21 protein-coding genes are annotated in these 22,892 nt (G+C 63.4%); 13 read left to right on the top strand and 8 right to left on the bottom strand.

The window, feature by feature from the left end; genetic code table 11:
* The first annotated feature begins 11 nt into the window (after positions 1-11).
* The 7 genes from M8523_RS14760 to M8523_RS14730 all read left to right on the top strand — a co-directional run bounded on the left by M8523_RS14760 (position 12) and on the right by M8523_RS14730 (position 9,324).
* Positions 12-1,592: an ABC transporter substrate-binding protein gene (locus M8523_RS14760; protein WP_282585648.1), complete on the top strand. Its 1,581-nt coding sequence runs from the start codon at positions 12-14 to the stop codon at positions 1,590-1,592.
* Between the two features lie 279 nt (positions 1,593-1,871).
* Positions 1,872-2,912 (top strand): ABC transporter permease, encoded by a 1,041-nt coding sequence (locus M8523_RS14755; protein ID WP_282585647.1) that lies wholly within the window; start codon positions 1,872-1,874, stop codon positions 2,910-2,912.
* A gap of 9 nt (positions 2,913-2,921) precedes the next feature.
* Positions 2,922-3,782, top strand: a complete 861-nt coding sequence (locus M8523_RS14750) for an ABC transporter permease (RefSeq protein ID WP_282585646.1) — start codon at positions 2,922-2,924, stop codon at positions 3,780-3,782.
* Complete coding sequence (locus M8523_RS14745; RefSeq protein ID WP_282585645.1) at positions 3,766-5,409, top strand: ATP-binding cassette domain-containing protein; 1,644 nt, start codon at positions 3,766-3,768, stop codon at positions 5,407-5,409. The genes M8523_RS14750 and M8523_RS14745 overlap by 17 nt, the downstream gene beginning before the upstream one ends.
* 776 nt (positions 5,410-6,185) lie before the next feature.
* Complete coding sequence (locus M8523_RS14740; RefSeq protein ID WP_282585644.1) at positions 6,186-6,971, top strand: SDR family NAD(P)-dependent oxidoreductase; 786 nt, start codon at positions 6,186-6,188, stop codon at positions 6,969-6,971.
* A gap of 383 nt (positions 6,972-7,354) precedes the next feature.
* On the top strand, positions 7,355-8,248 hold the full coding sequence (locus M8523_RS14735) for an NAD(P)-dependent oxidoreductase (protein ID WP_282585643.1): 894 nt from the start codon (positions 7,355-7,357) through the stop codon (positions 8,246-8,248).
* Between the two features lie 8 nt (positions 8,249-8,256).
* Positions 8,257-9,324 (top strand): SDR family oxidoreductase, encoded by a 1,068-nt coding sequence (locus tag M8523_RS14730; RefSeq protein WP_282585642.1) that lies wholly within the window; start codon positions 8,257-8,259, stop codon positions 9,322-9,324.
* An 82-nt stretch (positions 9,325-9,406) separates the two neighbouring features.
* Here the strand turns inward: M8523_RS14730 and M8523_RS14725 are convergent, their stop codons facing one another.
* Complete coding sequence (locus tag M8523_RS14725) at positions 9,407-9,691, bottom strand: YciI family protein (RefSeq protein WP_282585641.1); 285 nt, start codon at positions 9,689-9,691, stop codon at positions 9,407-9,409.
* A 25-nt stretch (positions 9,692-9,716) separates the two neighbouring features.
* Positions 9,717-10,787 (bottom strand): zinc-binding dehydrogenase, encoded by a 1,071-nt coding sequence (locus tag M8523_RS14720; protein WP_282585640.1) that lies wholly within the window; start codon positions 10,785-10,787, stop codon positions 9,717-9,719.
* Between the two features lie 222 nt (positions 10,788-11,009).
* Between M8523_RS14720 and M8523_RS14715 the strand changes: the two genes are divergently transcribed.
* Positions 11,010-11,945, top strand: coding sequence for an NAD(P)-dependent oxidoreductase (locus M8523_RS14715; protein ID WP_282585639.1), 936 nt, complete (start codon positions 11,010-11,012; stop codon positions 11,943-11,945).
* A 6-nt stretch (positions 11,946-11,951) separates the two neighbouring features.
* Here the strand turns inward: M8523_RS14715 and M8523_RS14710 are convergent, their stop codons facing one another.
* From M8523_RS14710 to M8523_RS14690, 5 genes are read right to left on the bottom strand one after another with little or no spacing between them, the layout of a single operon-like run.
* Positions 11,952-13,631, bottom strand: a complete 1,680-nt coding sequence (locus tag M8523_RS14710; protein ID WP_282585638.1) for an extracellular solute-binding protein — start codon at positions 13,629-13,631, stop codon at positions 11,952-11,954.
* Positions 13,628-13,897 carry a CoA-transferase gene (locus M8523_RS14705; RefSeq protein ID WP_282585637.1) on the bottom strand — a complete coding sequence of 90 codons (270 nt, stop codon included), beginning with the start codon at positions 13,895-13,897 and terminating at the stop codon, positions 13,628-13,630. The genes M8523_RS14710 and M8523_RS14705 overlap by 4 nt, the downstream gene beginning before the upstream one ends.
* A 23-nt stretch (positions 13,898-13,920) precedes the next feature.
* Positions 13,921-14,856: an intradiol ring-cleavage dioxygenase gene (locus tag M8523_RS14700; RefSeq protein ID WP_282585636.1), complete on the bottom strand. Its 936-nt coding sequence runs from the start codon at positions 14,854-14,856 to the stop codon at positions 13,921-13,923.
* Positions 14,857-14,878: 22 nt separating this feature from the next.
* Positions 14,879-16,084 carry a 3-oxoadipyl-CoA thiolase gene (gene pcaF / locus M8523_RS14695; RefSeq protein WP_282585635.1) on the bottom strand — a complete coding sequence of 402 codons (1,206 nt, stop codon included), beginning with the start codon at positions 16,082-16,084 and terminating at the stop codon, positions 14,879-14,881.
* A 28-nt stretch (positions 16,085-16,112) separates the two neighbouring features.
* Positions 16,113-17,177, bottom strand: a complete 1,065-nt coding sequence (locus tag M8523_RS14690; RefSeq protein WP_282585813.1) for a maleylacetate reductase — start codon at positions 17,175-17,177, stop codon at positions 16,113-16,115.
* Positions 17,178-17,331: 154 nt separating this feature from the next.
* Between M8523_RS14690 and M8523_RS14685 the strand changes: the two genes are divergently transcribed.
* Entirely contained in the window at positions 17,332-18,096 is a 765-nt protein-coding gene (locus tag M8523_RS14685) for an IclR family transcriptional regulator domain-containing protein (protein ID WP_282585634.1), read from the top strand.
* A 6-nt stretch (positions 18,097-18,102) separates the two neighbouring features.
* Here the strand turns inward: M8523_RS14685 and M8523_RS14680 are convergent, their stop codons facing one another.
* Positions 18,103-18,378, bottom strand: a complete 276-nt coding sequence (locus tag M8523_RS14680) for a YciI family protein (protein ID WP_282585633.1) — start codon at positions 18,376-18,378, stop codon at positions 18,103-18,105.
* Positions 18,379-18,700: 322 nt separating this feature from the next.
* Here M8523_RS14680 and M8523_RS14675 point away from each other — a divergent pair, with 322 nt between their 5' ends.
* Genes M8523_RS14675 through M8523_RS14660 form a run of 4 tightly spaced genes read left to right on the top strand, consistent with a single transcriptional unit; the run spans position 18,701 to position 22,879 of the window.
* Positions 18,701-19,732: a Gfo/Idh/MocA family protein gene (locus tag M8523_RS14675; RefSeq protein ID WP_282585632.1), complete on the top strand. Its 1,032-nt coding sequence runs from the start codon at positions 18,701-18,703 to the stop codon at positions 19,730-19,732.
* 29 nt (positions 19,733-19,761) lie between these two features.
* On the top strand, positions 19,762-20,742 hold the full coding sequence (locus tag M8523_RS14670; protein ID WP_282585631.1) for a zinc-dependent alcohol dehydrogenase: 981 nt from the start codon (positions 19,762-19,764) through the stop codon (positions 20,740-20,742).
* Between the two features lie 53 nt (positions 20,743-20,795).
* The gene (locus tag M8523_RS14665; protein ID WP_282585630.1) at positions 20,796-21,797 is read left to right on the top strand and encodes an ABC transporter permease; all 1,002 of its coding nucleotides are present in this window, start codon (positions 20,796-20,798) and stop codon (positions 21,795-21,797) included.
* Positions 21,798-21,811: 14 nt separating this feature from the next.
* Positions 21,812-22,879, top strand: coding sequence for a substrate-binding domain-containing protein (locus M8523_RS14660; RefSeq protein WP_282585629.1), 1,068 nt, complete (start codon positions 21,812-21,814; stop codon positions 22,877-22,879).
* Positions 22,880-22,892 lie beyond the last annotated feature (13 nt).

Raw genomic sequence — 22,892 nt, 5'->3', positions numbered from 1 at the left:
GGGATCCGTTCATGACGCGCATCAAAGCATGGTTACTTGGGACGACGATGGCAGTCGCGATGGTTCTGCCGGTTTACGCTCAGGACGCGAAGGCAACCTTGATCGTAGCGGGGCCACGCACTCCCGAATCCCTCGAGCTCGAATATCCGGCGACGGAAGCGGTGCATGAGGCACGCAAGAACATCTATGACCGGCTTCTCGCCTACGCGATGAAGAAGAACCCGGACGGGATCATGGTTGAGGATTTCGACCATATCGTCGGTTCGCTTGCCAAGAGCTGGGAGGTGTCGCCCGATCGCACCTCGATCACCTTCCACCTTGCAGATGCCAAGGCCGCGAATGGCGACATGCTGACGGCCGACGACGTGATGTGGACCTTCAAGCGCGGCTGGGCCATCAAGGGCACGTTCTACTGGTACATGCACCAGATGCTGAAGATCGAGGATTACGACAAGGCTTTTTCCAAGATCGATGACCATACCGTGAAGGTGACATTGCCGGGAACCTCGCCGTTGATCGAGCGGCTATGGGTCAACAACGATCTCGGCATCATCGATGCGACCGAGGCGAAGAAGCACGTCACCGACGCCGATTCGAACGCCCAGACCTGGCTTTCGACCCATACGGCATCGTTCTCGCCCTATCAGGTGACCAGCTACTCGCCCGGGCGCGAAGTCATCTATGAGGCCAATCCGAACTACTTCCGCGGTGCTCCCCCGCTGAAGAAGATCATTTTCCGCGAGATGCCGTCGTCGGCTAACCGGGTCGCGGCACTCCAGGCTGGATCCATCGATGTCGCCGAGTGGCTGTTGCCACGCGAGCTGAACCTGCTGAGAAGCGCATCCGGCGTGAAAGTCTGGACCGTCTACGGCAATTATATCCACCGCGTGGAGATGAACAACCAGACGCCGCCCTTCAATGATCCACGTGTTCGACAGGCATTGAACTATCTCGTACCGCGCGACCAGATCTCAAAAAGCGTCTATTTTGATACGGCCCGCGAAACCAAGAGCCCGATCTCGGAAATCTACCCCGCCTATACCGACGAATTCTTCCATTACACCTATGACCTTGCCAAGGCCAAGGCGTTGCTGAAGGAAGCGGGCGTTGGCGACGGCTTCAAGACCGAACTTGGCTATCGGACCGGGGACGAAATCGAAGAACAGATCGCCGTCATCCTGAAGACCAACTTTGCCAAAGCCGGCATCGACGTGCAGCTGCAGAAGATCCCGAGTTCGACATTGGTGGATGATTACACCAAGGGCAAGATCCCGATGTATTTCCTGCGCGATATGGCGATCGTGCCGGACGCCGCCTATGTCACCAACCTTTGGTTGAACAGCCACTCCATGGTGGATTACTCGCGGTTCAAAGACGGCGCTGTCGATGCTCTCATCGACAAGAATCTTGTCTCGACCGACGACCCCTCGCGGATTGCCGATATGAAGCAGGCGCAGAAGCTCATCGTCGATCAGGCGCCTTGGGTTTTCCTTTTTAACCCTGGTTATCAATTGGCGACGCGAAGCAATGTCACCGGCGTCTCCTGGTACACGCCGAACGGCAATGCCTGGTACGACTTCTCAAAGAACTGACGTAGTTTCAACTGACTTCACATTCTCCAGACCTCAGCAGGGTTTGGAGACTGACGGGTAAGGCTCGCGGGGCCGGCGTCGAAAATCTTCGAGGGACAAGCCCATTGTCCCTCCTGATCCCACACCGTCCAGGCAGGCCTTACCTTCCAGTCCGATCAGCATCTTCGTCCGTTTCCGCGGTCGCCGGTTTAGCCTGCCGATTTCGTGGGTCGACACGCGACAGAGACCTGGCGCGGCTCTTGCAAATCCCTTTTGGTCTCGGTCTAGGAACCTGATCCCATGCCACTTGCGGCGACCTGGCATCGTCTCCCCCGGTTCGTGCGGATCATCCTGACGCGCCTTGGCATGATCGTGCCGCAGATGCTCGGGGTGACCCTGGTGACCTTTCTGCTCGTGCGATTGCTCCCGGGCGACCCCGCGCGGCTGATCCTTGGAAACTTTGCCACGGACGATTCGATCAAGGCCCTCAAGCAGCATCTCGGGCTCGACCAGAGCTTGCCTGTGCAGATGGAGCGCTACCTGATCGCCGTTCTTCACGGCGATCTCGGAATGTCTCCCTTCACGTCCAACCCGGTCCTGACGGACCTTGCCCAGCGGGCGCCGGCGACACTGGAACTCATCGGCTACGCCATGATCCTGACCGTCATAGCGGCGGTTTCGCTGGCGGTGATCTCGGTGGTGCGGCCGGGCGGAATCGTCGACGTGGTCGCGCGGATCTATGGGCTGGTCGCGGGCGCTATTCCGGATTTCTGGGTCGCCTTGCTGCTGGTCTTCTTCCTGTTTCACATTCTCGGCTGGGCGCCGGCACCCTTCGGGCGCATCGATGCCATGATCAACGCGCCCCCGACCATCACCGGATTTTTGACCATCGACAGCGTGATCGCAGGCGACCGAACCGCCTTCTGGTCGGCGGCCTCGCGTCTTGTTCTGCCTGTGCTCACCATTGCCATCGTCAACACCGGCGCGCTGATGAAGATGGCGCAAACATCCTTCCGTGGCGCCTACCAATCCGAGTTCGTCAACCACATGCGTCTTTGTGGTGTGCCGGAGCGGCGGATCATCCGCAGTGCGCTCCGCAACGCCCTGCCGCCCATCATCAGCCAGACAAGCTTCATCACGGGATTTCTGCTTGGCGCGGCGGTGCTGGTCGAGACCATCTTCGCCTGGGGCGGCCTTGGCCAATATGCGGTGCAGGCGGTCGTCAACAGCGACTATGCGGCGATTCAGGGTTTCGTGCTGGTGGCTTCGGCTTTCGTGCTGGTCGTCTATTCGGTGGCCGATATCCTCTACGAGCTCGCCGATCCCCGGATCCAGGTCTAGGAGGCCGTTGTGAACGTCGCCAAACTCAGCGCCTTCCTTCTCCGTCGGCCGGGCGCCCTGATCGGACTGGCCCTCCTTTTGGTCCAGATCGTCGCGATCCTGTTCGCCCCGTATATCGCGTCTTTCTCGCCGACCGATGCCGATCCGCTTTCCTCAACTCTGCCGCCCGGCGGCGAACACTTGTTCGGCACCGATGAACTCGGCATGGACATCTTTTCGCGCGTCGTCTTCGCAACCCGTGTCAATCTTCTGATAAGTTTCACAGCGGTTTTCGTGTCGCTGGCGATCGGCGTTCCTATCGGGGTCGTGATCGGCTTCTATCGCGGATTTCTGAGCACTGTCGTGCTGCGGATCTTCGACTTCCTCCAGTCCTTTCCGATTTTCGTGCTCGGCATGGCGCTGGTCGCGGTGCTCGGCCAGGAGATCTGGAGCGTCGCCATCGTCCTCACGCTCCTGTTCGTGCCGATGTTTGCCCGACTGGTGAGGGCCGAAGTGTTGTCGCAGCGCGAGCGTCCCTTCATCGCGGCGGCGCGCTGCGCGGGCGCCAACGACCTCCAGATCATGTTCCAGCATATCCTGCCGAATGCCATGACACCCGTCATCGTGCAGATTTCGATCGCCATCGGGATGGCGATCCTGCTCACGGCCGGTCTGTCCTTCATCGGGGCCGGCGTTCGGATGCCGTCACCCGAATGGGGGTTGATGGTCAGCAACGGCGCCCAGCAGATGATCCTGGGTGTCTGGTGGATCGCGCTTTTTCCCGGCATCGCGATCGTGCTTTCCGTCCTTTGCTTCGCGCTTCTCGCCGACGCGCTCCGCGACCTGACCGACCCGCGCCTTCAGGGAGATCGTCGTGCACGCACCGCTTGATGCCACACCGCTCCTCGAACTCGACGGCTTGACGGTCGGCATCGGCGGAGATGCAGCGCCGATCCTGAACGCTGTCACGTGCACCCTGCGCCGAAACGAGATCCTCGGCATCGTGGGTGAAACGGGTGCCGGCAAGTCGCTTCTGACCAAAGCCGTTCTGGGGCTCGTCCCCGAAGGCCTCAGGGTTTTAGGCGGCGACGTCCGCTTCGACGGGTGTTCGGTTTTCGACCGCCGGAATGAAGACCTTCGTGACTTGCGCGGGGGCAAGATCGGTCTCATTGGGACCAATGCCAAAGCCCTGCTGGATCCCGTCGCCCCCGTGGGACGGCAGATCGCGCGCGTGTTGCGCGCTCATGCCAGGGTCGGCGAGAGCGAAGCCCAGAGCCGCGCCATCGCTCTGTTGCGCGAAGTGGGCATTACCGATCCCGAACGTCGTGCCAAGGCCTACCCGCACGAACTCTCCGGCGGTATGGCCCAGCGGGTCGTCATCGCGATGGCCTTGGTGACTGATCCCGCGGTCCTTTTGGCAGATGATGCCACGCTGGGACTGGACGCGACCGTGCAGGCTCAGGTTCTGGACATGCTGGTCCAGCGCTGCAGGCGACGCGGCTTGGGCGTCATGCTGGTCACCCATGATCTCGGAATCGTCCGCAATTGCTGCGACCGCATCGCGGTCATGCGCGAGGGGGAGCTGATCGAGATCGAAAATGTCGATGCCTTCCTGCGGGGGCCAAGGCAGGCCTACAGCCGCAGCCTCCTCGAGGCCGCGAAGGCAAGGCCAACTCCGTCGATCGCGCGACACACGGCGAGCGAGCGGCCTCTGTTGCAAGCCGAAAAGCTCGTCAAAATCTATGGCGGACCCTTCACGCACCAAGTGCGCGCGCTCGATGGTGTCGACTTTTCGATCCGCCCGCGTGAGACTTTGGCGCTCGTCGGCGAGAGCGGCTCCGGCAAGACCACCGCGGGTCAATGCGTCCTCCGCCTCACCAATCCGACGAGTGGGCGGATCCTGTTCGACGGCGAGGACGTGACCGACCTCTCGGCCCAAAAGTTCAAACCCTGGCGCCGCCGCATCCAGATGGTGTTCCAGGAGCCCTATGTCGCCCTCAATCCGCGCTGGCGTGTGAGGGATTTGATCGGCGAATCCTTCCGATTGCTCGACCCGATGAGCCGGGGCGAACGCGAGCGCCGGATCTCCGCTCTGCTCGACGCCGTCCACCTGCCCTCTTCCCTCGCTTCGGCTTTTCCGCATGAACTCTCCGCGGGAGAGCAGAAGCGGATCGGGATCGCCCGTGCCCTTGCGACCGACCCCGATCTCGTCATCTTCGATGAGCCCACCACCGCCCTCGATATTCGCGTCCGAGCCCAGATCATCGACCTGATCCGCGACCTGCAATCGCGCCGCGGCATGTCGGCCCTCTTCATCACCCACGATCTGAATTCGGTGCGTTCGCTGGCGCATAACGTGGCCGTGATGCTGCACGGCCGCATCGTGGAATACCGGTCGGCCGAGGACATCTTCGCGACGCCTCGTGAGGCTTACACGCGGAAACTGTTGGACGCGGAACTCCCCGTCGAAGACCCGCCCGGCCGGGCGACGAATGTGTCAGAAGCGATTGCGGTCTGAAGGTCGCACGTGTTCGCCCTCAACAAAGCGCGGTGGTGAAATTGTGACCTTCGGCAACGATTGACATTTAGCGCGAACTCGCGCGACTTTTTACCATGGGCGCTGCGGGTTCCGTGGACGTATAGTTAAGCTGCTGCGGCCTTGGTTCTCTCCGCCCGCCTCACGAAACAGGTGCTCAGCATTGTCAAGGATGAACGGGTGTGCCGTGGGCTGATGAGCTCCGGGTGTCGGCCCGATCACGGCGCTCGATCGCCGGGGTGCAGGTCGACTGCGACGCCTGGGTCCGGGGCGACATTGAGGCGAGGGCAACCAGGGATGATGGTGCTTCGGCGAGACCCGATGCGGGCCTTCCTTGACGCCGTCCCGATCACCAAGGAGTGGTTGATCGCGGCCTGATCACAGCAGGCGGTGCAAACCCGCTACCTTCAGACGCTGCCTGTCAGGTGAAATGTAAACTACTGCAAGGCGTGGCTCCCACCGTTGCTATTCTCGCTGATCCATTTGACGAGCCACCAAGCCGCAACGGGCACATCTCAAAAAAACCGCCGTGCTACGCACCGGAAATGTCCGATATGAATAACTCGCGCGTTGCTCCGCAGCCTGCCTTCGATACGGTTGGTGTCAGAAGCTCGAAGAGGCTTGAACAAGGAAGCGCTCCATGGGATCGCCGCGATCCACTTGGCATCCTGAACGTCCCGACCATCCCGAAAGCGCTCCTGCCGTAGCCGATCTCGCGTGTGACTGCACTGCGGGGACCACGCGAGAAGGGGGTAGTGATGGCTGACCTCAAGAAGCGAAGTGTCATTGTCACCGGCGGCGCTCAAGGATTGGGTGCCGGTATTGTGCGGCGGCTCGTTCAAGACGGGGCGCGGGTCGCCATCGTTGATCTGAAGGGTGATGAGGCGGAAGTCTTCGCGGCAGAGCTTCGCAAGAGCGGACACGACGCGATCGGGCTCAAGGCCGATGTTGCAAACAGGGCGGACATGCGTGGCGTCGTCAAAGACGTGACCGCGGCGTTCGGTGGCATCGACGTCCTGTTCAACAATGCCGGCTTTAACAAGCCCGTCCCATTTCTCGACGTCGACGAGGACAATTTCAATGCCATCATGCGCGTCAATGCGCTCGGCGTCCTGATTGGCATGCAGGAGGTCGGCAAGGCGATGATCGCCCGTGGCAAGGGCGGAAAGATCATCAATACGGCGTCGATCGCCGGGAGGCAGGGCTATGCCGAATTCGCGCCCTATTGCGCCAGCAAAGCCGCCGTCATTTCCTTGACCCAGGCTGCGGCTCGCGAGTTCGGCAAGCACAAGATCACGGTCAATGGGATCGCGCCAGGCGTTGTCATCACGCCGCTCTGGGATGGCCTCGAACAGGACATGATCGACAAGGGCGTGATCAAGCAAAAGGGGGAGTTCATCCAGTCTTTTTCGAGCGGCATTCTGCTCGGCAAGCCGGCGACGCCTGAAGACCTTTCCGGCCTGACGTCGTTCTTGGCTTCCGATGACGCCGACTATCTCACCGGACAGATCTTCATGTGCGACGGCGGTATGGTGCTGGTCTGAGCATGCCGCATGCAGCGGGTGTTGGCCCACTGACCCTTGGCCGCGAAACCTTGTCGTTCAACGGCGCCACGCGCATCCTTGGACCCGATCGGAGCAAGGACGGCAGGCGCCCGTGGACCTCAGCATTTTCGGGGATGCCGGAATGAGGCGAGCAGCGTCGGCGCATTGTGAGCGCTTGATAATGGGGATTATCCTGTGGCCTGAAGGCGCTGACCTGCCAAATCATCTCCCTTTGCGGAGGCGTATTCCATTCCGGCGAAGGCCATGAAAGGCGTGAACGCTCCGATCGACGAAAATGACCGACGGCGGAGCTCCATGGATGTCCTGAGACGTATTGACCATCGAGTCCCGAGATCAACCCGCGACCCTGTAAGGAACCAACAATGGCAAACGAAACCCTCGGCTGGGTCGGTGCCGGCAAGATGGGCGGCCCGATGAGCCGGCGGCTCGTCGAGACGCAACATCGGGTGATGGTGTTCGAGCCGGACGAGCAGAACCGCTCGGCGGTGGTTGAGGCCGGAGCCCTCGTCGCGCCCGACCTCGCCGCGATCGGAACGGAGGCGCGAATCGTCTTCTCAATGATTCCGAACGATGTCGTGCTCCGGCAGATTGTACTCGGCACCGGGGGCCTGGCGGAAACGATGGCGCGCGGCTCCGTGCTGGTCGAAATGAGCACGGTGTCTCCCGCGGCCTCGAAGCAGGTTGCAGAGGTCCTCGCGGCGCGGGGCATCGATTACCTCCGCGCGCCGGTGTCGGGCAGCACGGCCTTGGCCAAAGCCGGGACGCTGTCGGTCATGGCGTCAGGCCCGCGCGCGGCCTACGACCGCGTAGAGCCGCTGCTGGCGGCCATGTCGGCCAAGCGCTTTTATCTCGGCGATGCCGAGCAGGCGCGCTATCTCAAGCTCGTGGTCAATTCCCTCGTCGGCGCAACCTCGTCGCTGCTCGCAGAGGCATTGGCCTTCGGGCGGAAGGGTGACCTCTCCCTGGCCGACATGCTCGACGTCATCGGCCAGAGCGCCGTCGCCTCGCCGCTGATCGGCTACAAGCGCGACATGGTTGTCAGCGGCGACTATGCGCCGGCCTTCACGGTCGAGCAGATGATCAAGGATTTCGACTTGATCATGGATACGGCGCGCACCGACCACGTTCCCATGATGATGGCGGCGCTGGTGCGCCAGCAATATGAACAGGCCTTCGCGGACGGCGATGGCCAGCGCGACTTCTTCGTTCTCTGCGAGAGCGAGGCGGAGCGCGGACGTCGGGCTGCGACCCAATGAGGATGAACATGACCAAGAACGCGCTCGTGGTCGGCGTGACCGGGATCTCCGGAAGCAATGTCGCCGACCGGCTAATCTCCGAAGGCTTCACCGTCTTTGGTCTCGCCCGAAAGCCGCCGCAGGACCGGCCCGGCGTGACGCCGGTCGCAGCCGATCTCATGGACCCCGCCAGTGTCGCCAAGGCGTTGGACGGGCTCGACATCAGCCACGTCTACTTCTGCACCTGGGCCCGTCAGGAGACAGAGGACGAGAACTGCCGGGTCAATGGGGCAATGCTGCAGAATCTGCTCGACGTGGTCACCCAGACCTCAAAGGTGGAGCACGTGGCACTGGTCACAGGCCTCAAGCACTACCTCGGTCCGTTCGAATCCTACGGCAAGGTCAAGCCGGACACGCCCTTCCGCGAGGATCAACCCCGGCTGCCCTACCAGAACTTCTACTACGTTCAGGAGGATATCCTCTACGCGGCGGCGGAGAAATCCGGCTTCGCCTGGTCGGTGCACCGGCCCCACACGCTCATCGGCTGGGCGCTCGGCAACGCCATGAATATGGGTGTGACGCTCGCCGTGTATGCGGCGATCTGCAAGGAGACGGGTGCCCCCTTCCTGTTCCCCGGCACACCCCAGCAATACGAGGCCGTCACTGACGTGACGGATGCCCGTATCCTCGCACGGCAGCTGGTCTGGGCCTCGACGACGCCCGCCGCGTTCAACCAGGCTTTCAACATCGTCAACGGCGACGTGTTCCGCTGGCGTCGGCTTTGGGCCACGATCGCGGCTTATCTCGGTGTCGAGGTCGCGCCCTATCCTGGCCATCCGACACCACTCGAGCAGCAGATGGCCGGGCGGGATGCGACGTGGGACGCCATCGTGACCAAACACGGATTGCAGCCCTACAAGCTGACGACGCTGGCCTCCTGGTGGCACACCGACGCCGATCTCGGGCGTGAGCTGGAGACCTTCACGGACATGACCAAGAGCCGTGATTTCGGATTCTACGACCTGCAGATCACCGAGCGATCCTTCACCGACCTGTTCGACCGGCTGCGCGCCGAGAAGATCATTCCGCCGGCCTGATCAATCAAGCTTCGCTTCTCCCTAGCGGGAGAAGCGAAGATCACGGCGTCTCTTCGAGCCCAGACGAAAGCCGCTCTGCGGCTCATCTGTTGTCGACGCGCTTCAGGAAGGGGTTGATGTGAACGTGCTCCCACACGCCGGCGGCCTTGAAGGGGTCGGCGTTGTGGAAGGCAAGGACCTCGTCCTTGGAATCGGCCTCCACCACGAAGCAGCTTCCGATCATCGTCTCCCCATCGTCGGCCACGAGTGGCCCGGAGATGACGGTCTTCACCGTGGCCTTTGCCAGATAGGCCTTGTGAGCCTCGTAGTTGGCGAGGCGGATCGGCAGAGCATCCGGCTTGTCGAGGGCGTGAATCACATAGTGCATGGAAAGGTCTCGATGTTTTGGTTCGTCAGCTCACGCGGACCAGGATCTTCATGTTGCGGCCCGAGGGATCGAGAAGCTCGTCGAAGCCTCTTTTCACGACGTCTTCGGGCTCGATGGTGGAGGTGACGATCTTCTCCACGGGGAAGAGTCCCGCCGCGATCATGCCCGCGATGCGGGGCCAGATCGTCGTAGGATAGCACCACGTGGCCTCGAGCGTGATGTCCTTCAGCGCCCAGAGCATCGCGTCGATCGAGGCGGGACGCATGTGGAGGCCGACCTGCACCACTGTGCCACGACGCCGAACCGACTTGGCGCATCCGTTGAGCGACGCTTCGAGTCCGACGCATTCGAGCGCCACGTCGACGCCCACGCCTTCCTCAGTGTGGTCCTTGACGAAGGCCGCGAGGTCGACCTCGCGCGGGTCGACCACCACGGCATCGGGGACAAGCCGGCTCGCCAGTGCCCGCCGGTTTGGATTGGGTTCGGCGACGATGATCTTGCTCGCGCCCGCCGCGCGGCAGGCCAGGAGCGCTAAGGCACCGATCGGCCCGACCCCTGAGACCAGAACGGTCGAACCGGCCTGGACGCCACCCCGGTCGACCGCGTAGAGCGCCACCGCGGCGGGCTCGATCATGGCGGCCTGTATGTCGGTCACCCCGTCAGGGACGGCAAACACGTTATAGCTGTTCACGACAGCCCGCTCGCCCATGCCGCCCCAGTCCCATGACAAGCCGATACAGCCCATTTTTTCGCTCAGGTGGTAGAGGCCGCGGCGCCCGTAATAATCGTCACGCGGCGACACCAGCGGCTGAATCGACACGCGGTCGCCCCGTTTGACGTTGGCGACCGCCGAACCGATGTCGAGCACCTCCGCTGAGAATTCGTGGCCGAGGATCTGCGGCAGCTTGGCGCCGGTGTAGAGATGCGGTTCGGTTGAGGTGACGATCGGGCCCGCGACATACTCGTGGAGATCGGTGCCGCAGATGCCGCACAGGATCGGGCGGATCAGCACCTCGGCATCACCCAGGCGCCCTTGAGGCGCGGCGACATCGTCGATCCGAATGTCGCCCTTATCGTGGAAACGGACGGCCTTCATTCTGTCCTCCCGATGGTTCGCCAACATTGGCCATCGCCTTGTTGATCGGCGAATTGCCGACCAGTCTAGCCGGAGGGGGCGGGATGTCTTAAGGCGAAAGATGTTCAACATGAATATCTTTCCTGCCGGGCGGCCCTGTGGCCCGAACGCCGTCGCTATAGAGTGGCGATGCGGAGTGGTTGATATGGTGCACGCATCAACCCTGACCTCCGGGAGCGAACCATGCAGACGAGTGCCGAGGCGGGACAGACGCGGATCGGCTGGATCGGAATCGGCAAGATGGGAAGTCCGATGGTCCGTTCCGTGCTCTCAGCCGGCTATGCCGTCACGATCAGCGAACCGCTCCTCGAGAACAGGGCGAGTGCGCTCGCGGCGGGCGCACGCCTGGCCGAAACGATCGCGGATCTCGCCGCCAGCAGCGACGTGATCATCACAACCGTCGCCAACGATTCCGTGCTCCATGACATCATCTTCGGCGCGGGCGGCCTTGCTCAGCAGCTCCGGCCCCCGCAGGTTCTCATCGACCTCAGCACCGTTTCGCCTCGTCTGTCGCAGGACATCGCGGACGTGTTGGAGCCATGCGGCGTTGAGTATCTCCGTGCGCCCGTGTCCGGGAGCACCGCCACCGCTCAGTCGGCGCAACTGACCGTCATCGTCTCGGGACCGAAGCCCGCGTGGCAGCGCGTGGAACCGCTGCTGGCCTGCTTTTCGACAAAGCAATTCTGGGTGGGCGAGCGCGACGAGGCCCGTTACCTCAAGCTGGCCATCAACGTACTGGTCGGTGGAACGTCGGCTCTCCTCGGCGAGGCCCTTGCGGTCGGCCAGTGCAGCGGCTTGCCCCTGGCGACGATCATGGATGTGATCTGTGAAAGCGCGGTGGCGTCGCCCGTCTTGAACTATAAGCGCGAGGCCATTCTGGCCGATGATTTCGACCCGTCCTTCTCGGTTGCGCAGATGGTAAAGGATTTGGAACTCATCGGAGAGGTGGCCGACGGCGCGGCCCTCCCCCTTCAGATGACGGACACGGTGCGGCGGCGTTTCGAGGCGGCCCGGCGCAATGGTCTGGGCGACAAGGATTACTTCGTGCTTGTCCGCGATCACATCATTCGCCCTGCCGAAGCGCCGCGGAGATCCACGCGCGGTCGAGCCAAGACCTGAACGGGGTTAGCCCGCGGGTGCTGTCGCCCGGCTTTCAGTCATAAGTGCAGCTACGGCATCTTGGGCCTCACGCAGCGCTGCGGCGTCGCTGCATTCGCGCCGGAGCGCACGATGCAGCACCTGGCCCAGCACACGTTCGATCTGCGCATATTGCGGCACACGGGGGCGCTGCGACGTGCAGATCAGGTTGCGTTTGACGAGGCTGTCGACGACGCCGATCAGGGGCGACCCAGCGGCGGCCTCGGGGTCGGCCGCCACGCTGAACCGCGGAACCACCGGAAAGCCGTTCTTGGCGTGAACCCGCATAGCGTCCGGTGAGGCCATCGAGGCGATCGCCTCGTGCGCCCGGCGCGCGCGATGTTCGGGCAGGTTCGCCGGGACGGCCAGCAGGAAGCCGCCCATGGGGGACAGGTTGGTGCCCCCAGGACCCGCCGGATGGGGCAGGTAGCGCACCTTGCGCTTCACCGCGGAATGGATGTCGTACTCGAAACGCGCCGCCCGCATCGTCCACACATAAGACATTGCGCTACCGCCGTGCATGAACAGGTCGAGACCGCGCTTCCACTCCATATCGAGGATATCGGGAGGCGAAATTTCGATGAGGCGGTGCATGTAGTCGAGCACCTCCAGGCCGGCGCGGCTGTCGATCTGCACCCGGCCGAGGTGCGCCGCCTCAGGCGCGGCGGTCCTGGCATGTTCGAAAACACCGCTGCCGCAGCAGCCCAGGAAAAACATGAAACTATGCGCGAGTGGCATGCCCCGCGCCGCATTCCACACGATCCCGACGCGTTCCTTGGCGGGCGCATGGAGGGCCCGCCCAGCCGCGATCACCTCGTCGAAGGTGCGGGGTGGAGACAGACCGACCCCATCGAACAGGTCCCGCCGCGCGGCCAGAACTTCGATGGTGACGTAGATCGGTACCCCATATTGGCGCTGCTGCCACATCCCGGTGCTCCAAACGACGGGATGGAAATCCTGGCGCTGGATGTCGTCCGGCCGGGAGAAGCGGTCGATGGGACAGAGTGCACCGCGCGCCGCGAATTCGGCCAGCCAAGGCACGTTGATTGTCACGACATCGAATTCGGATACCGGCGCGGCGGCATTGGCGACGAGCCGGGCGTGCAGATCGGGCAGCACGCACATCTCGAAGTCGCGGCGCGACGCCCGGTTGCTGCGAAAATCGACCCACATGTTGCGCATCGAGGCGAAGTAATTGTCGTCATGCAGGAGAAAGCGGAGGCCGTGATCTTCGCCCGCCGGGAGGCCGATCGGCACGCGTTCCGAAATGCCGCCAAAGTAGTAGTCGTTTTCATCCTCACTCGCCGCCGCTCTGCCGAAGGTCTCGGCCAACAGGCTTTTCATCTGCCGGGCATAGTCGTCGAACTGTGCCTTCAGGGCCGGGCTGGGGTGCAGGGTGAACGTTTTCCCCGTCTTACTGCGCGAGCGCTTTAGGATCACACCATCGTCGATCATGCGATGAATGCGGCGCAACCCGGTCGCGTAAGGAACCTCGGACACGCTGACGAGCGTCGACAGCGTGACGGGTGCGCCGGTGATCTCGCTTTCGATGAGATGAGTGATGATGTTCCAGGTCGCGTCCGGCTCGGCAGCCGGGACCAGCGTCAGGAAGGGCTGGCGCGTCCGCTTCAAGAAGCGGATGACGCGCTGCATCTCATATTCGTTCATGACCCGGACCGCAGGGCTTCGGCATCATCGGCACCCATCTTTGCCCTAACCTCTGCGGCCGTGACGTCGGGAGCGGCTTCGGTCAGCCGTGGCCTGCAGCCGATGGAAATCACGGTCAAGTTTTTCAACCCGGCAGTCTTAATCGTACGAATGAGATGCTGCGGGTTGCCCGACGGGGCGAAGCCGCCGGACGTGATCGTCATGCCGTCAAAGAGCAGGCTGTCTGATGCGGATGCCGCATCGCGATAGACTCTGGATCGAAGCATGAGGCCACCTCGTCCCGTCCAAATCAGATGATCGGCGCATCGCTCTTTGTGCCCGGTGACTTGGGGGCGAGCGTGAAGTCCCAGTTCACCCGCCAGAACGGCTTGTCGAAGCCGGCTTTCTCGATCGCGGCCGCGTCGTCGACGTGCTCGAATTCGGCGATGAGCGTCTCCTTGACGCCGAACACCGCGTCTTCCGATAGGTAACGGCAGCTCGGCTCGAAGATGTGGGTGATGACGGGGTCGTAACCCGGGGCCGTCACGATGAAATGAATGTGCGCCGCGCGGTTGGGATGCCGACCGATCGCCTCCAGCATCTTGCCGACCGGACCATCGTCGGGGATCGGATAGAAGCGCGGCTTGACCGAACGGAACCAGTAGGAGCCACCCGGGCCGCTGGTGAAAACGCCGCGCAAGTTGAAGTCGGGCTGCACGCCCTTCTGCTGCACGTCGTAGAAGCCGTCCTCGTTGGTCTGCCAGACGTCGAGCAGAGCCCCGTCGATCGGTTTGCCGCTGGTGTCGAGGACCCGGCCCTGGACCAGCATCGGCTCGCCCTTGCCGTCGAGGCAGACATTCGCGCCATGCTCGTAGCGCGGTGCATCGGGCACGTAGAAGGGACCGAGAATGGTGTTCTCGGTCGCGCCGCTGGGCCGCCGGTGATTGATGCTGTCGACCAGCATCGACACGCCCAGGACATCGGACAGCAGGATGAATTCCTGCCGCCATTCGGTGCACATATGGCCGGTATCGGTCAGGAACTTGATCGCGGCCAGCCATTCGTCGTGACTTGGCTCGATCTCCTTCACGGCATTGTGCAGGTGCTTGACGACGGCCGTCATGATCTCACGCAAGCGCGGGCTGATGTCCGGCCCCATGCGGGCATTGACGACGTCGGCGGAGGTCTCTTCCTCGAAATAGGGGTACTTCTGTGCCTGCCGGACCGGCTTGGTCGCCTGGTTCATCGCCTGCTCTCCCTCATGATAGTCACGCCGCCTCCAAAGCGATCGCGATGCCCTGGCCGACCCCGATGCACATGGTGGCCAGAGCCCGGCGTCCACCTCTCAGCTGCAAATCGATCGCGGCCGATCCCGTGATGCGCGCGCCGGAGGCGCCGAGCGGATGACCGAGTGCGATGGCGCCGCCATTCGGATTGACGTTTGCGGCATCGCCGGCAAGCCCGAGCTCGCGGAGAACCGCGAGAGCCTGGCTGGCGAAGGCCTCGTTGAGTTCGACCACATCGAAGTCGCCGATGGCGAGTCCAAGCCGCCCTAGCAGCTTGCGTGTCGCCGGCGCCGGGCCCATTCCCATGATGCGCGGCGGCACTCCGGCCGTGGCGGCCCCCAGGACGCGTGCGAGTGGACGCAGGCCATGCCGCTCGACGGCGGCGCCTGAGGCGATCAGCAGCGCGGCTGCGCCGTCATTCACGCCCGAAGCGTTCCCGGCCGTCACGGTGCCGCCCTTCCGGAACGGGGTCGGCAATTTGGCGAGTGTGGCGAGAGTGGTGCCGGCGCGCGGATGCTCGTCATTGTCCACCACCACCGGCTCGCCCTTGCGTTGCGCGATCGACACCGGCGTGATCTCCCGCCCGAGCCGGCCGCTCGCCTGCGCGGCCACGGCGCGTTCCTGGCTTCGCAACGCGAATGCGTCCTGATCCTCCCGGCTCACGCCGAATTCGGCGGCGACGTTCTCGCCGGTCTCGGGCATCGAATCGACGCCGTAGAGCTCCCGCATGCGCGGGTTGACGAAGCGCCAGCCGATGGTGGTGTCGTGGATTTCCGCTTGCCGCGAGAAGGCGGTCTCAGCCTTCGGCATCACGAAGGGGGCACGTGACATGCTCTCGACGCCGCCCGCTACGATGAGATCGGCCTCGCCGGCCCGGATCTGCCGAGCCGCGATGGCGATGGCGTCCATGCCCGAGCCGCACAGGCGGTTGACCGTCGAACCGGGCACCGAGACCGGCAGTCCCGCCAGCAGGGCCGCCATACGCGCGACATTGCGGTTGTCCTCGCCGGCCTGATTGGCGCAGCCGAGGATCACCTCATCAATCGCCGCGAGGTCGAGGTCGGGGTGGCGCGCCACCAGGGCCGCGATAGCCGTGGCGGCAAGGTCGTCCGGCCTGACTGTCGCCAGGGCGCCTCCGAAGCGGCCGATCGGCGTCCGCAGGTAATCGACGATGAAGGCATCGGGCATGGTTGCTTCTCCCGGATCGGTTCCGTGGTCAGGCCCGCGGGGGCTCGCCCGCATAGGCGCGCGCCAGCAGGTCGCGGATCGCATTCCGTTCGAGCGGCCGGGGGTTCCAATAGGGGTTTGCCATGGCGAGGTCGGCGGCGGTCTCGATGCCGTGTTCCGTCATGCCGAGCGTCTTGAGAGCGAGTGTCGCGCCGAGGCGATGAGCGAGATCGTAGAGGCCCCTGGCGGCATCGCCGGTCCCAAGGGCGCCCGCGATGGCCCTCATGGCCTCGGGGGCGGCCGGCGCATTATAGGCCGTGGCGTGAGGCAGGACGGCTGTGTGGGTTTCGGCGTGGGGCAGGTCGAACGAGCCGCCGAGCGTATGGCAAAGCTTATGGTGCAGAGCCATGCCGACTGCCCCGAGGCAGGTGCCGCAGAGCCACGCGCCGTAGAGCGCATCCGAGCGCGCCTTTCGATCGGCGGGAGCTTCGGCGATCTTCGGCAGCGCCTGCGCCAGGGCCCGGATACCCTCGACCGCCATCAACGAGATGATCGGGTTCCGGTCCTGCGCATAGAGCGCCTCGACCGCGTGGGCGATCGCGTTCATGCCGCTGACCGAGGAGAGCGCAACCGGCAGCGACAGCGTAAGGTCGACATCGTAGATCACGACCTCGGGCAGGATTTTGGGGCTCTTCTGGGTGGTTTTCACGCCGTCGCGTGTCTCGCCCAGGATGGGCGTCATCTCCGAGCCCGCGTAGGTGGTCGGGGCGACGATCTGTGGCAGGTCCGTCCGCAAGGCGACAGCCTTGGCGAGACCCGTCGTCGAGCCGCCGCCGACCGCGACGATGCCGTCGATCCGCTCGGCAAGCACCAAAGCCATGGCTTTCTCGGTGACCTCGACCGGCGTGTGCATCGTCGCGCCGGCAAATACGGCGGCGGCCCGGCCGCCGATCGCTTCTGCCGTGGCACGGCCATCCTTCTCCTGTTGCGGCGTGGACAACACCAGGACGCGCCGCAGCCCCAGACGCTCGACCTCGGTTGGAAGCTGCCGCAACGTGCCGGACCCGAAGATCACGCGCGCCGGATGAGCATTGTAGACGAACGCCTCCATCAGGCCACGCCCTTGCCGAGGGTCAGCGACGCAGTTCGGCAAAGATCGGCCATCTTGTCGTTTCCTCGAAGTTCGATTATCGAACATTGTTGCTTTAACGAACATATCAGCACTACGGGCTGGCGGGGTCAATTCCCTTCGCGTGACAGGAGACGACATGCCTGCGAAGTCGGATGGAGACCTGATGGGCGGCTTCGGCAAGGGGCTTGCGGTGCTCGAAGCCTTCGGCCGGGAGCGTGAGCGGCTGACGATCGCGGAGGTGTCCCGTCTCACAGGGCTCGATCGGGCGACCGCCAGGCGGTGCCTGCTCACGCTGGAGCGCCTGGGCTATGCGACGCACGACGGGAAGAGCTTCGCGCTGACGGTCCGCGTCTTGTCTCTCGGCCACGCCTACTTGTCCACGACCCCTTTGCCCGATCAGCTGCAGCCATTCCTCGATCGTCTCGCGGTCGAGATTCAGGAATCCTGCTCCAGCTCCGTGCTGGACGATACGGAGATCGTGTATCTGGCGCGGGCAGCTCAACGCCGCGTCATGTCGATCGGACTTGGGGTCGGCAGCCGCCTGCCGGCCTATTGTGCCTCAATGGGCCGCGTGCTTCTCGCCGCCCTGACGGATCAGCAGGTTATGGCGGTGCTGGAGCGCACGGCGATCCGGCCGCTGACGCCAAAAACCCTGACCGACATCGATGCGCTAATCGCCGAGATCGCCCGCGTGCGGGTCCAAGGCTACGCCATCATCGACGAGGAACTCGAGATGGGGCTTCGCTCGCTCGCCGTGCCGATCCGCAACGGCGCCGGCCGCGTCGTCGCGGCTCTCAACACGGGTGTGCAGACCAGCCGCGTCAGCGTCGATCGTCTTCAAGCCGAGATGCTTCCCGCCCTGCTCGACGTGCAGCGACGGCTGGCCACGGTGATTTCCTGACGTCTCTCAGCCGATCGTTCTGTTCCACCGCATGATCTGAATCTGGTGGTAAACTCCGTGAAGCACGAACGGGTCGGCGTCGCTGAACCGCCGGAGATCATCGAGGCTCTCAACGTTGGCAATCAGCAGGCCACCGGCCGGGGTGCCATCGTCATGGGACAATGGACCCGATTGCACGATGTCGACGGCGCCGCTGCGCAGGTACGACTGGTGCTGCGCCAGCCAGGTTTGCCGTTCCGCGAGCTTGTCCGGCGAGGTCTTGGCATAACGGACCGCGAGCATGGCACTCTCCTATGGCTGCGCTCCGACGACCCGACTCGACGCTTCACTGCAACCGGACGGGTATTTCGGAACCGCTCGGCCACTTGCAAGCAAGACAGATCTTCAAAATGAATAATTTCCTCGTGTTCGGCCCTTGGGCGAGCGTCTAACGTAGCTTTGTCGGAAGTCATCAAGAAGCATGCACGTCAAGTGCGGCAGTGCCGACAACGAGGAAACTACGATAGGTCACTCTCGCCGCGGACCTGCGCCGCGATGCCTTGATGGCCATCAGCAACCGACGACTTTCGCCTTGTAAACAGCGGCCGAAACGCACGGCGCCTTGATGACGGCCAGTGGAGAGATGGATTTGTCAGATCCTGTCCAAGTCGCATTGATCGGCATGGGGTGGTGGGGCCAGAAAATCCTGAATGTGCTTCAGGCGGCGCCTGCGGATATTCGCGTCGTGAGGGTCGTCGAGCCCAGTCTCGAGAGCGTTCGGTCAAATTGCGAGCAGAAGGGCATTCCCGTTTCGGCCGATTATGCCGATGCGCTCGCGGACCCGGCGGTCGAAGCCGTGATACTCGCGACGCCGCATTCGTTCCACGAGGCGCAGATCGAAGCGGCGGTGGCGGCCGGCAAGCATGTGTTCTGCGAAAAGCCCCTGGCCTTGACCAAGTCCGGAGCCGAAAAGGCTGTCGCCCTGTGCCACGACGCGGGATTGGTGCTCGGCATGGGGCACGAGCGCCGGTGGGAACCGCCGATCGCGGCCATGCTGGCCAAGGCCGATGCGGGGCAATTGGGGCGGATCCAGCAGATCGAGGCCAATTTCAGCCACGACAAGTTTCTCTCGCTCGATCGCGACAACTGGCGCCTGAAAGCCGACCAGGCACCCGCAGGCGGCATGACGGCCACGGGCATTCATCTTCTTGACCTCTCCGTGCGGCTGCTCGGCCCGGCCGAGAGCGTGCTCTGCATCTGCCAACAGCTCTCATCCGATCTGCCGCAGGGCGACACGGTCGCGGCTTTCATCAAATTCCGCGGCGGCGGCACGTCCTATGTCTCGGCGTCCCTGGCGAACCCGTTCATGTCGCGTTTCACGGTGTACGGGTCGAAGGGTTGGATCGACATCCGCGACAAGGCGCATGTCGAGGCGCCGGACGGATGGGTCGTCACCTCGGCGATGGCCGGTGGTCGCATCACGACCGAGGAGATCCCGCCCGCCGAACCCGTGAAGGACAATCTCGTGGCTTTCGCTCGCGCGGTGCGCGGCGGCGCAACCTACCCGATCACGGCCGCACATCTTGTCGACAATATCGCTCTCCTTGAAGCCGTCTTCAAATCGGCTCTGAGCGGCAAACTTGAAGCCGTGTCCTGAAGTAACGAACCATTTTGGATGAGCACGCGATGAAAGCCCTGATCTTCGACGAGCCCAACAAGCCGGTGGTGACCCAGGTCCAAACCCCGCGGATCGACGACAGCGAGGTGCTGATCCGCTCGCGTCGCGTCGGCATCTGCCACTCGGACTACGAGTTGCTGGCGGGCAAGTACATCATCCCGATCTCCTACCCGGTGACACCGGGCCACGAATGGGTCGGCGAGGTTGTCGAGGTCGGCAAGTATGCGGCGGGCTTTCGGGTCGGCGACCGGGTCGTCGGCGAATGCGTCATCAATACCCCCGAGCGTATCCACCATTTCGGGTTTTCGATGGATGGAGCCAATCGCGAATATTTCGCGGCACGCCCCGAATGGTTGCACAAGCTGCCCGACGCCGTCGACGACGCGAAGGGCGCGCTGATCGAACCGTTCACTTGCGGTTACTATGCAGTGCTGCGCAACGGCGGCACGAATGCGTCGGAAACGGTCGTGATCTCAGGCGGAGGCACTATCGGCCTGGTGTCGGCCGCCGCAGCCATCGGCATGGGGGCTAGGGTCATCGTGGTCGATCCGGTGCCACTGCGCCGCAGCATTGCTGAACGCTTGGGCGCGGATGCAACCGTTGACCCGTCCGCGTCCGACCCGATAGAGGCGGTCAAAGAAATCACCAAGGGCGGCGCGGACCTCGTCATCGAGGCGGCAGGTCATCCCGCGTCGCTGGCGAATGTCTTCGACTACGTGCGTCCGGAAGGGCGCATATCGATGGTCGGCATCAACATCGGCCAGAAATTCCCGGTCGAACTCGGCAAGATTCAGATCAAGAACTTGACCGTGAAGGGGTGCATCGGCTCCCCGGGCGTTTGGCCGTCCGCGATCCGCTTCCTGGAGCGCACGGGTATCGACCTTTCACCGATTCAAACCCACAGCTTCGCGCTCGACGATGCGCTGCAGGCCTTCGAACTCGGCAAGAACGCGCAAGCGGCCGTCAAGGTCACGCTCGAAATCGCATAGTCCTCGGGCTCGACGCGGGGCAGAACTCGGTTTCGCAGGGGGATACGACACCGATGAATCAGGCGGCCGACAATGTAACCGACATGCTCCAGCGTCGCGGGATCTTCCCGTATCCGGTGGCGCAGGGTTTTGTGACGGTCGCGGCATCGACACTCGTGCTGCTTGCCGCATGCTTGGTGTTCGCGCCCTCCAGCGTGTCGCCCGGTGCCCTGGCGGGAAGCCTTCCCTTCGCGGCGGTGATGGCCATCGTCGGGCTCGGCCAACTGCTGGTGGTGCAGCAAGGCGGATTCGACCTTTCGGTCGCGGGGGGTGTCTCCCTCGCCGTCGTCATCGCGGCCCATTATCCCGACGGCGACAACGCGCGAGTCCTGCCCGCCGTTCTGTTGGCAGCCAGTTGCGCTCTCGCGGCCGGCTTGGCGAACGGAATTCTCGTCGGCTTTGTGCGGTTGAACGCCATCATCGCGACCATCGGCGTGAACGCTCTCCTTTATGGCGCGGTTTTCGCCGTCTCGGGCGGCGTCCCACGGATCACCACGCCGTTGCTGGCGGAGATCGCCGGGGGCACCACGCTCGGCGTTCCAAACTCCGTCTATTTTGCGCTCGTGGCGCTGTTGGTCGTCTCGTTCGTGCTGAAGAAGACGGTGATCGGACGACGCTTCGAAGCAATCGGCGCCAATCCGGCGGCGGCACGCGCGGTCGGCCTCCACGTGCGCCTTCACCAGATGATGGCCTATGTCTGCTCGCAGTTGCTGTGCTGTCTTGCCGGCGTCCTTCTCGCCGGCATCACCCGCGAGCCGACAGCGTTTCAGGGAGATGCCCTGCTGCTTCCTTCCGTCGCCGTGGTGGTGCTCGGCAGCACCTCGTTGCTCGGGGGCCGGGGCTTTCCGGTCTCCACGGTCGTGGCTGCGTTCTTCCTCAATCAATTGAGCCAGTTCGCCCTGGCGATCGGGGTCCCGTATTCGGCTCAGACCATCATCCAGGCCCTGGCTCTCGGGTTTGGCATTGGCGTGTATTCTGTCCATTGGACAAGAAACACGAGACGCAGCGTAAAATAATACTGGAGGAAACAATGAAAAATTCGTGCAAATACACGCTCTCCTGCGCCGCTCTTCTCGCCGCCTTGGCGCTGGGAGGTTCGACCACCATGGCGCTCGCCGACGCACCGTCCTGGTGCGGGCCCAAGAAGGCGACCATCGCCCTGCTCGACGGCTTCGGCGGCAACAGCTGGCGCCAGGTCACGATCGCGGCCGGCAAGCAGGAGGCCGAGAAATGCCCGAGCATCACCAAATATGAATATGCCGACGGCCAAGGCAACACCCAGAAGGCGATCTCCGACATCAAGGGCTTCGCGGCCAAGGGAACCGATGCCCTGGTGGTGTTCGGTGACGCCGGCCCAGCCGTCCTGCCGGCGCTGACCAGCGCCTTCAAGGCCGGCAAGGTCGTCGTGCCCTACCGGGTCGTTGTCGGCGGCAAGGATGGAGAATCCTACACGAAATTCATCGGTGCTTCGTTCGTCGATGATGGTGTGAGTTGGGGCAAGTGGATCAAGAGCATTCTTCCCGACGGCGGCAACCTCCTGTTTCTGAGCGGTCCCGCCGGCAACAGCCAGGGGCTCGACGAGCTCAAGGGTTTGAAGTCGGTACTCGACGACAAGTACAAGTTCCTGAACCCGGCGCCCTTCGACGTGACGAACTGGGACCCTTCGCGCACGCAGCAGGTGTTGACGGCTGAGATCGCCAAGAACCCGAAGATCGACGTGATTGTATCCGACTTCGGCCCGTCGCTTGTCGGTGCGCTTCCCGAGTTCAAGAAGTTCAATCGGTCCGTCCCCGCTCTGGCGACATCCGATGGCAATTCGCTCGGGTGCTTCTGGACGAACAACAACAAGGACAACCCGGACTTCAAGCTGTTCACGGTAGCGACCGGCAACGACAACGTGCGCCTGGCCGTTCAATGGGCTGTCGCATCCGCGACGGGCGGTACGCTCCCCACCGAAACCGTGTTCAAAGCCCCAAGCTTCGAGGATTCGGTCTCGGGCAAGCCGAATCCCGTCCAGTGCCGCGCCGACCTTCCGGGCGCCATCTACCTCTCCTCTGGCGTTGCGGCCGACGACCAAGCCAAGGCCGTAAGCAAGTGAGCTTGCAGCGCCC

It is taken from the genome of Lichenifustis flavocetrariae (assembly GCF_026130545.1).
Lineage (GTDB): Bacteria > Pseudomonadota > Alphaproteobacteria > Rhizobiales > Beijerinckiaceae > Lichenihabitans > Lichenihabitans flavocetrariae.
Note: the sequence above shows the minus strand (reverse complement) of the source record. Positions and strands in the feature narration are given on the sequence as shown.

Bases quoted from the DNA above. Each gene is read 5' to 3' on its own strand.
- M8523_RS14760 (WP_282585648.1), top strand. From the start codon at position 12: ATGACGCGCATCAAAGCATGGTTACTTGGGACGACGATGGCAGTCGCG.
- M8523_RS14755 (WP_282585647.1), top strand. From the start codon at position 1,872: ATGCCACTTGCGGCGACCTGGCATCGTCTCCCCCGGTTCGTGCGGATC.
- M8523_RS14740 (WP_282585644.1), top strand. From the start codon at position 6,186: ATGGCTGACCTCAAGAAGCGAAGTGTCATTGTCACCGGCGGCGCTCAA.
- M8523_RS14735 (WP_282585643.1), top strand. From the start codon at position 7,355: ATGGCAAACGAAACCCTCGGCTGGGTCGGTGCCGGCAAGATGGGCGGC.
- M8523_RS14730 (WP_282585642.1), top strand. From the start codon at position 8,257: ATGACCAAGAACGCGCTCGTGGTCGGCGTGACCGGGATCTCCGGAAGC.
- M8523_RS14725 (WP_282585641.1), bottom strand. From the start codon at position 9,691: ATGCACTATGTGATTCACGCCCTCGACAAGCCGGATGCTCTGCCGATC.
- M8523_RS14720 (WP_282585640.1), bottom strand. From the start codon at position 10,787: ATGAAGGCCGTCCGTTTCCACGATAAGGGCGACATTCGGATCGACGAT.
- M8523_RS14715 (WP_282585639.1), top strand. From the start codon at position 11,010: ATGCAGACGAGTGCCGAGGCGGGACAGACGCGGATCGGCTGGATCGGA.
- M8523_RS14710 (WP_282585638.1), bottom strand. From the start codon at position 13,631: ATGAACGAATATGAGATGCAGCGCGTCATCCGCTTCTTGAAGCGGACG.
- M8523_RS14705 (WP_282585637.1), bottom strand. From the start codon at position 13,897: ATGCTTCGATCCAGAGTCTATCGCGATGCGGCATCCGCATCAGACAGC.
- M8523_RS14700 (WP_282585636.1), bottom strand. From the start codon at position 14,856: ATGAACCAGGCGACCAAGCCGGTCCGGCAGGCACAGAAGTACCCCTAT.
- pcaF (WP_282585635.1), bottom strand. From the start codon at position 16,084: ATGCCCGATGCCTTCATCGTCGATTACCTGCGGACGCCGATCGGCCGC.
- M8523_RS14685 (WP_282585634.1), top strand. From the start codon at position 17,332: ATGCCTGCGAAGTCGGATGGAGACCTGATGGGCGGCTTCGGCAAGGGG.
- M8523_RS14680 (WP_282585633.1), bottom strand. From the start codon at position 18,378: ATGCTCGCGGTCCGTTATGCCAAGACCTCGCCGGACAAGCTCGCGGAA.
- M8523_RS14675 (WP_282585632.1), top strand. From the start codon at position 18,701: ATGACGGCCAGTGGAGAGATGGATTTGTCAGATCCTGTCCAAGTCGCA.
- M8523_RS14670 (WP_282585631.1), top strand. From the start codon at position 19,762: ATGAAAGCCCTGATCTTCGACGAGCCCAACAAGCCGGTGGTGACCCAG.
- M8523_RS14665 (WP_282585630.1), top strand. From the start codon at position 20,796: ATGAATCAGGCGGCCGACAATGTAACCGACATGCTCCAGCGTCGCGGG.
- M8523_RS14660 (WP_282585629.1), top strand. From the start codon at position 21,812: ATGAAAAATTCGTGCAAATACACGCTCTCCTGCGCCGCTCTTCTCGCC.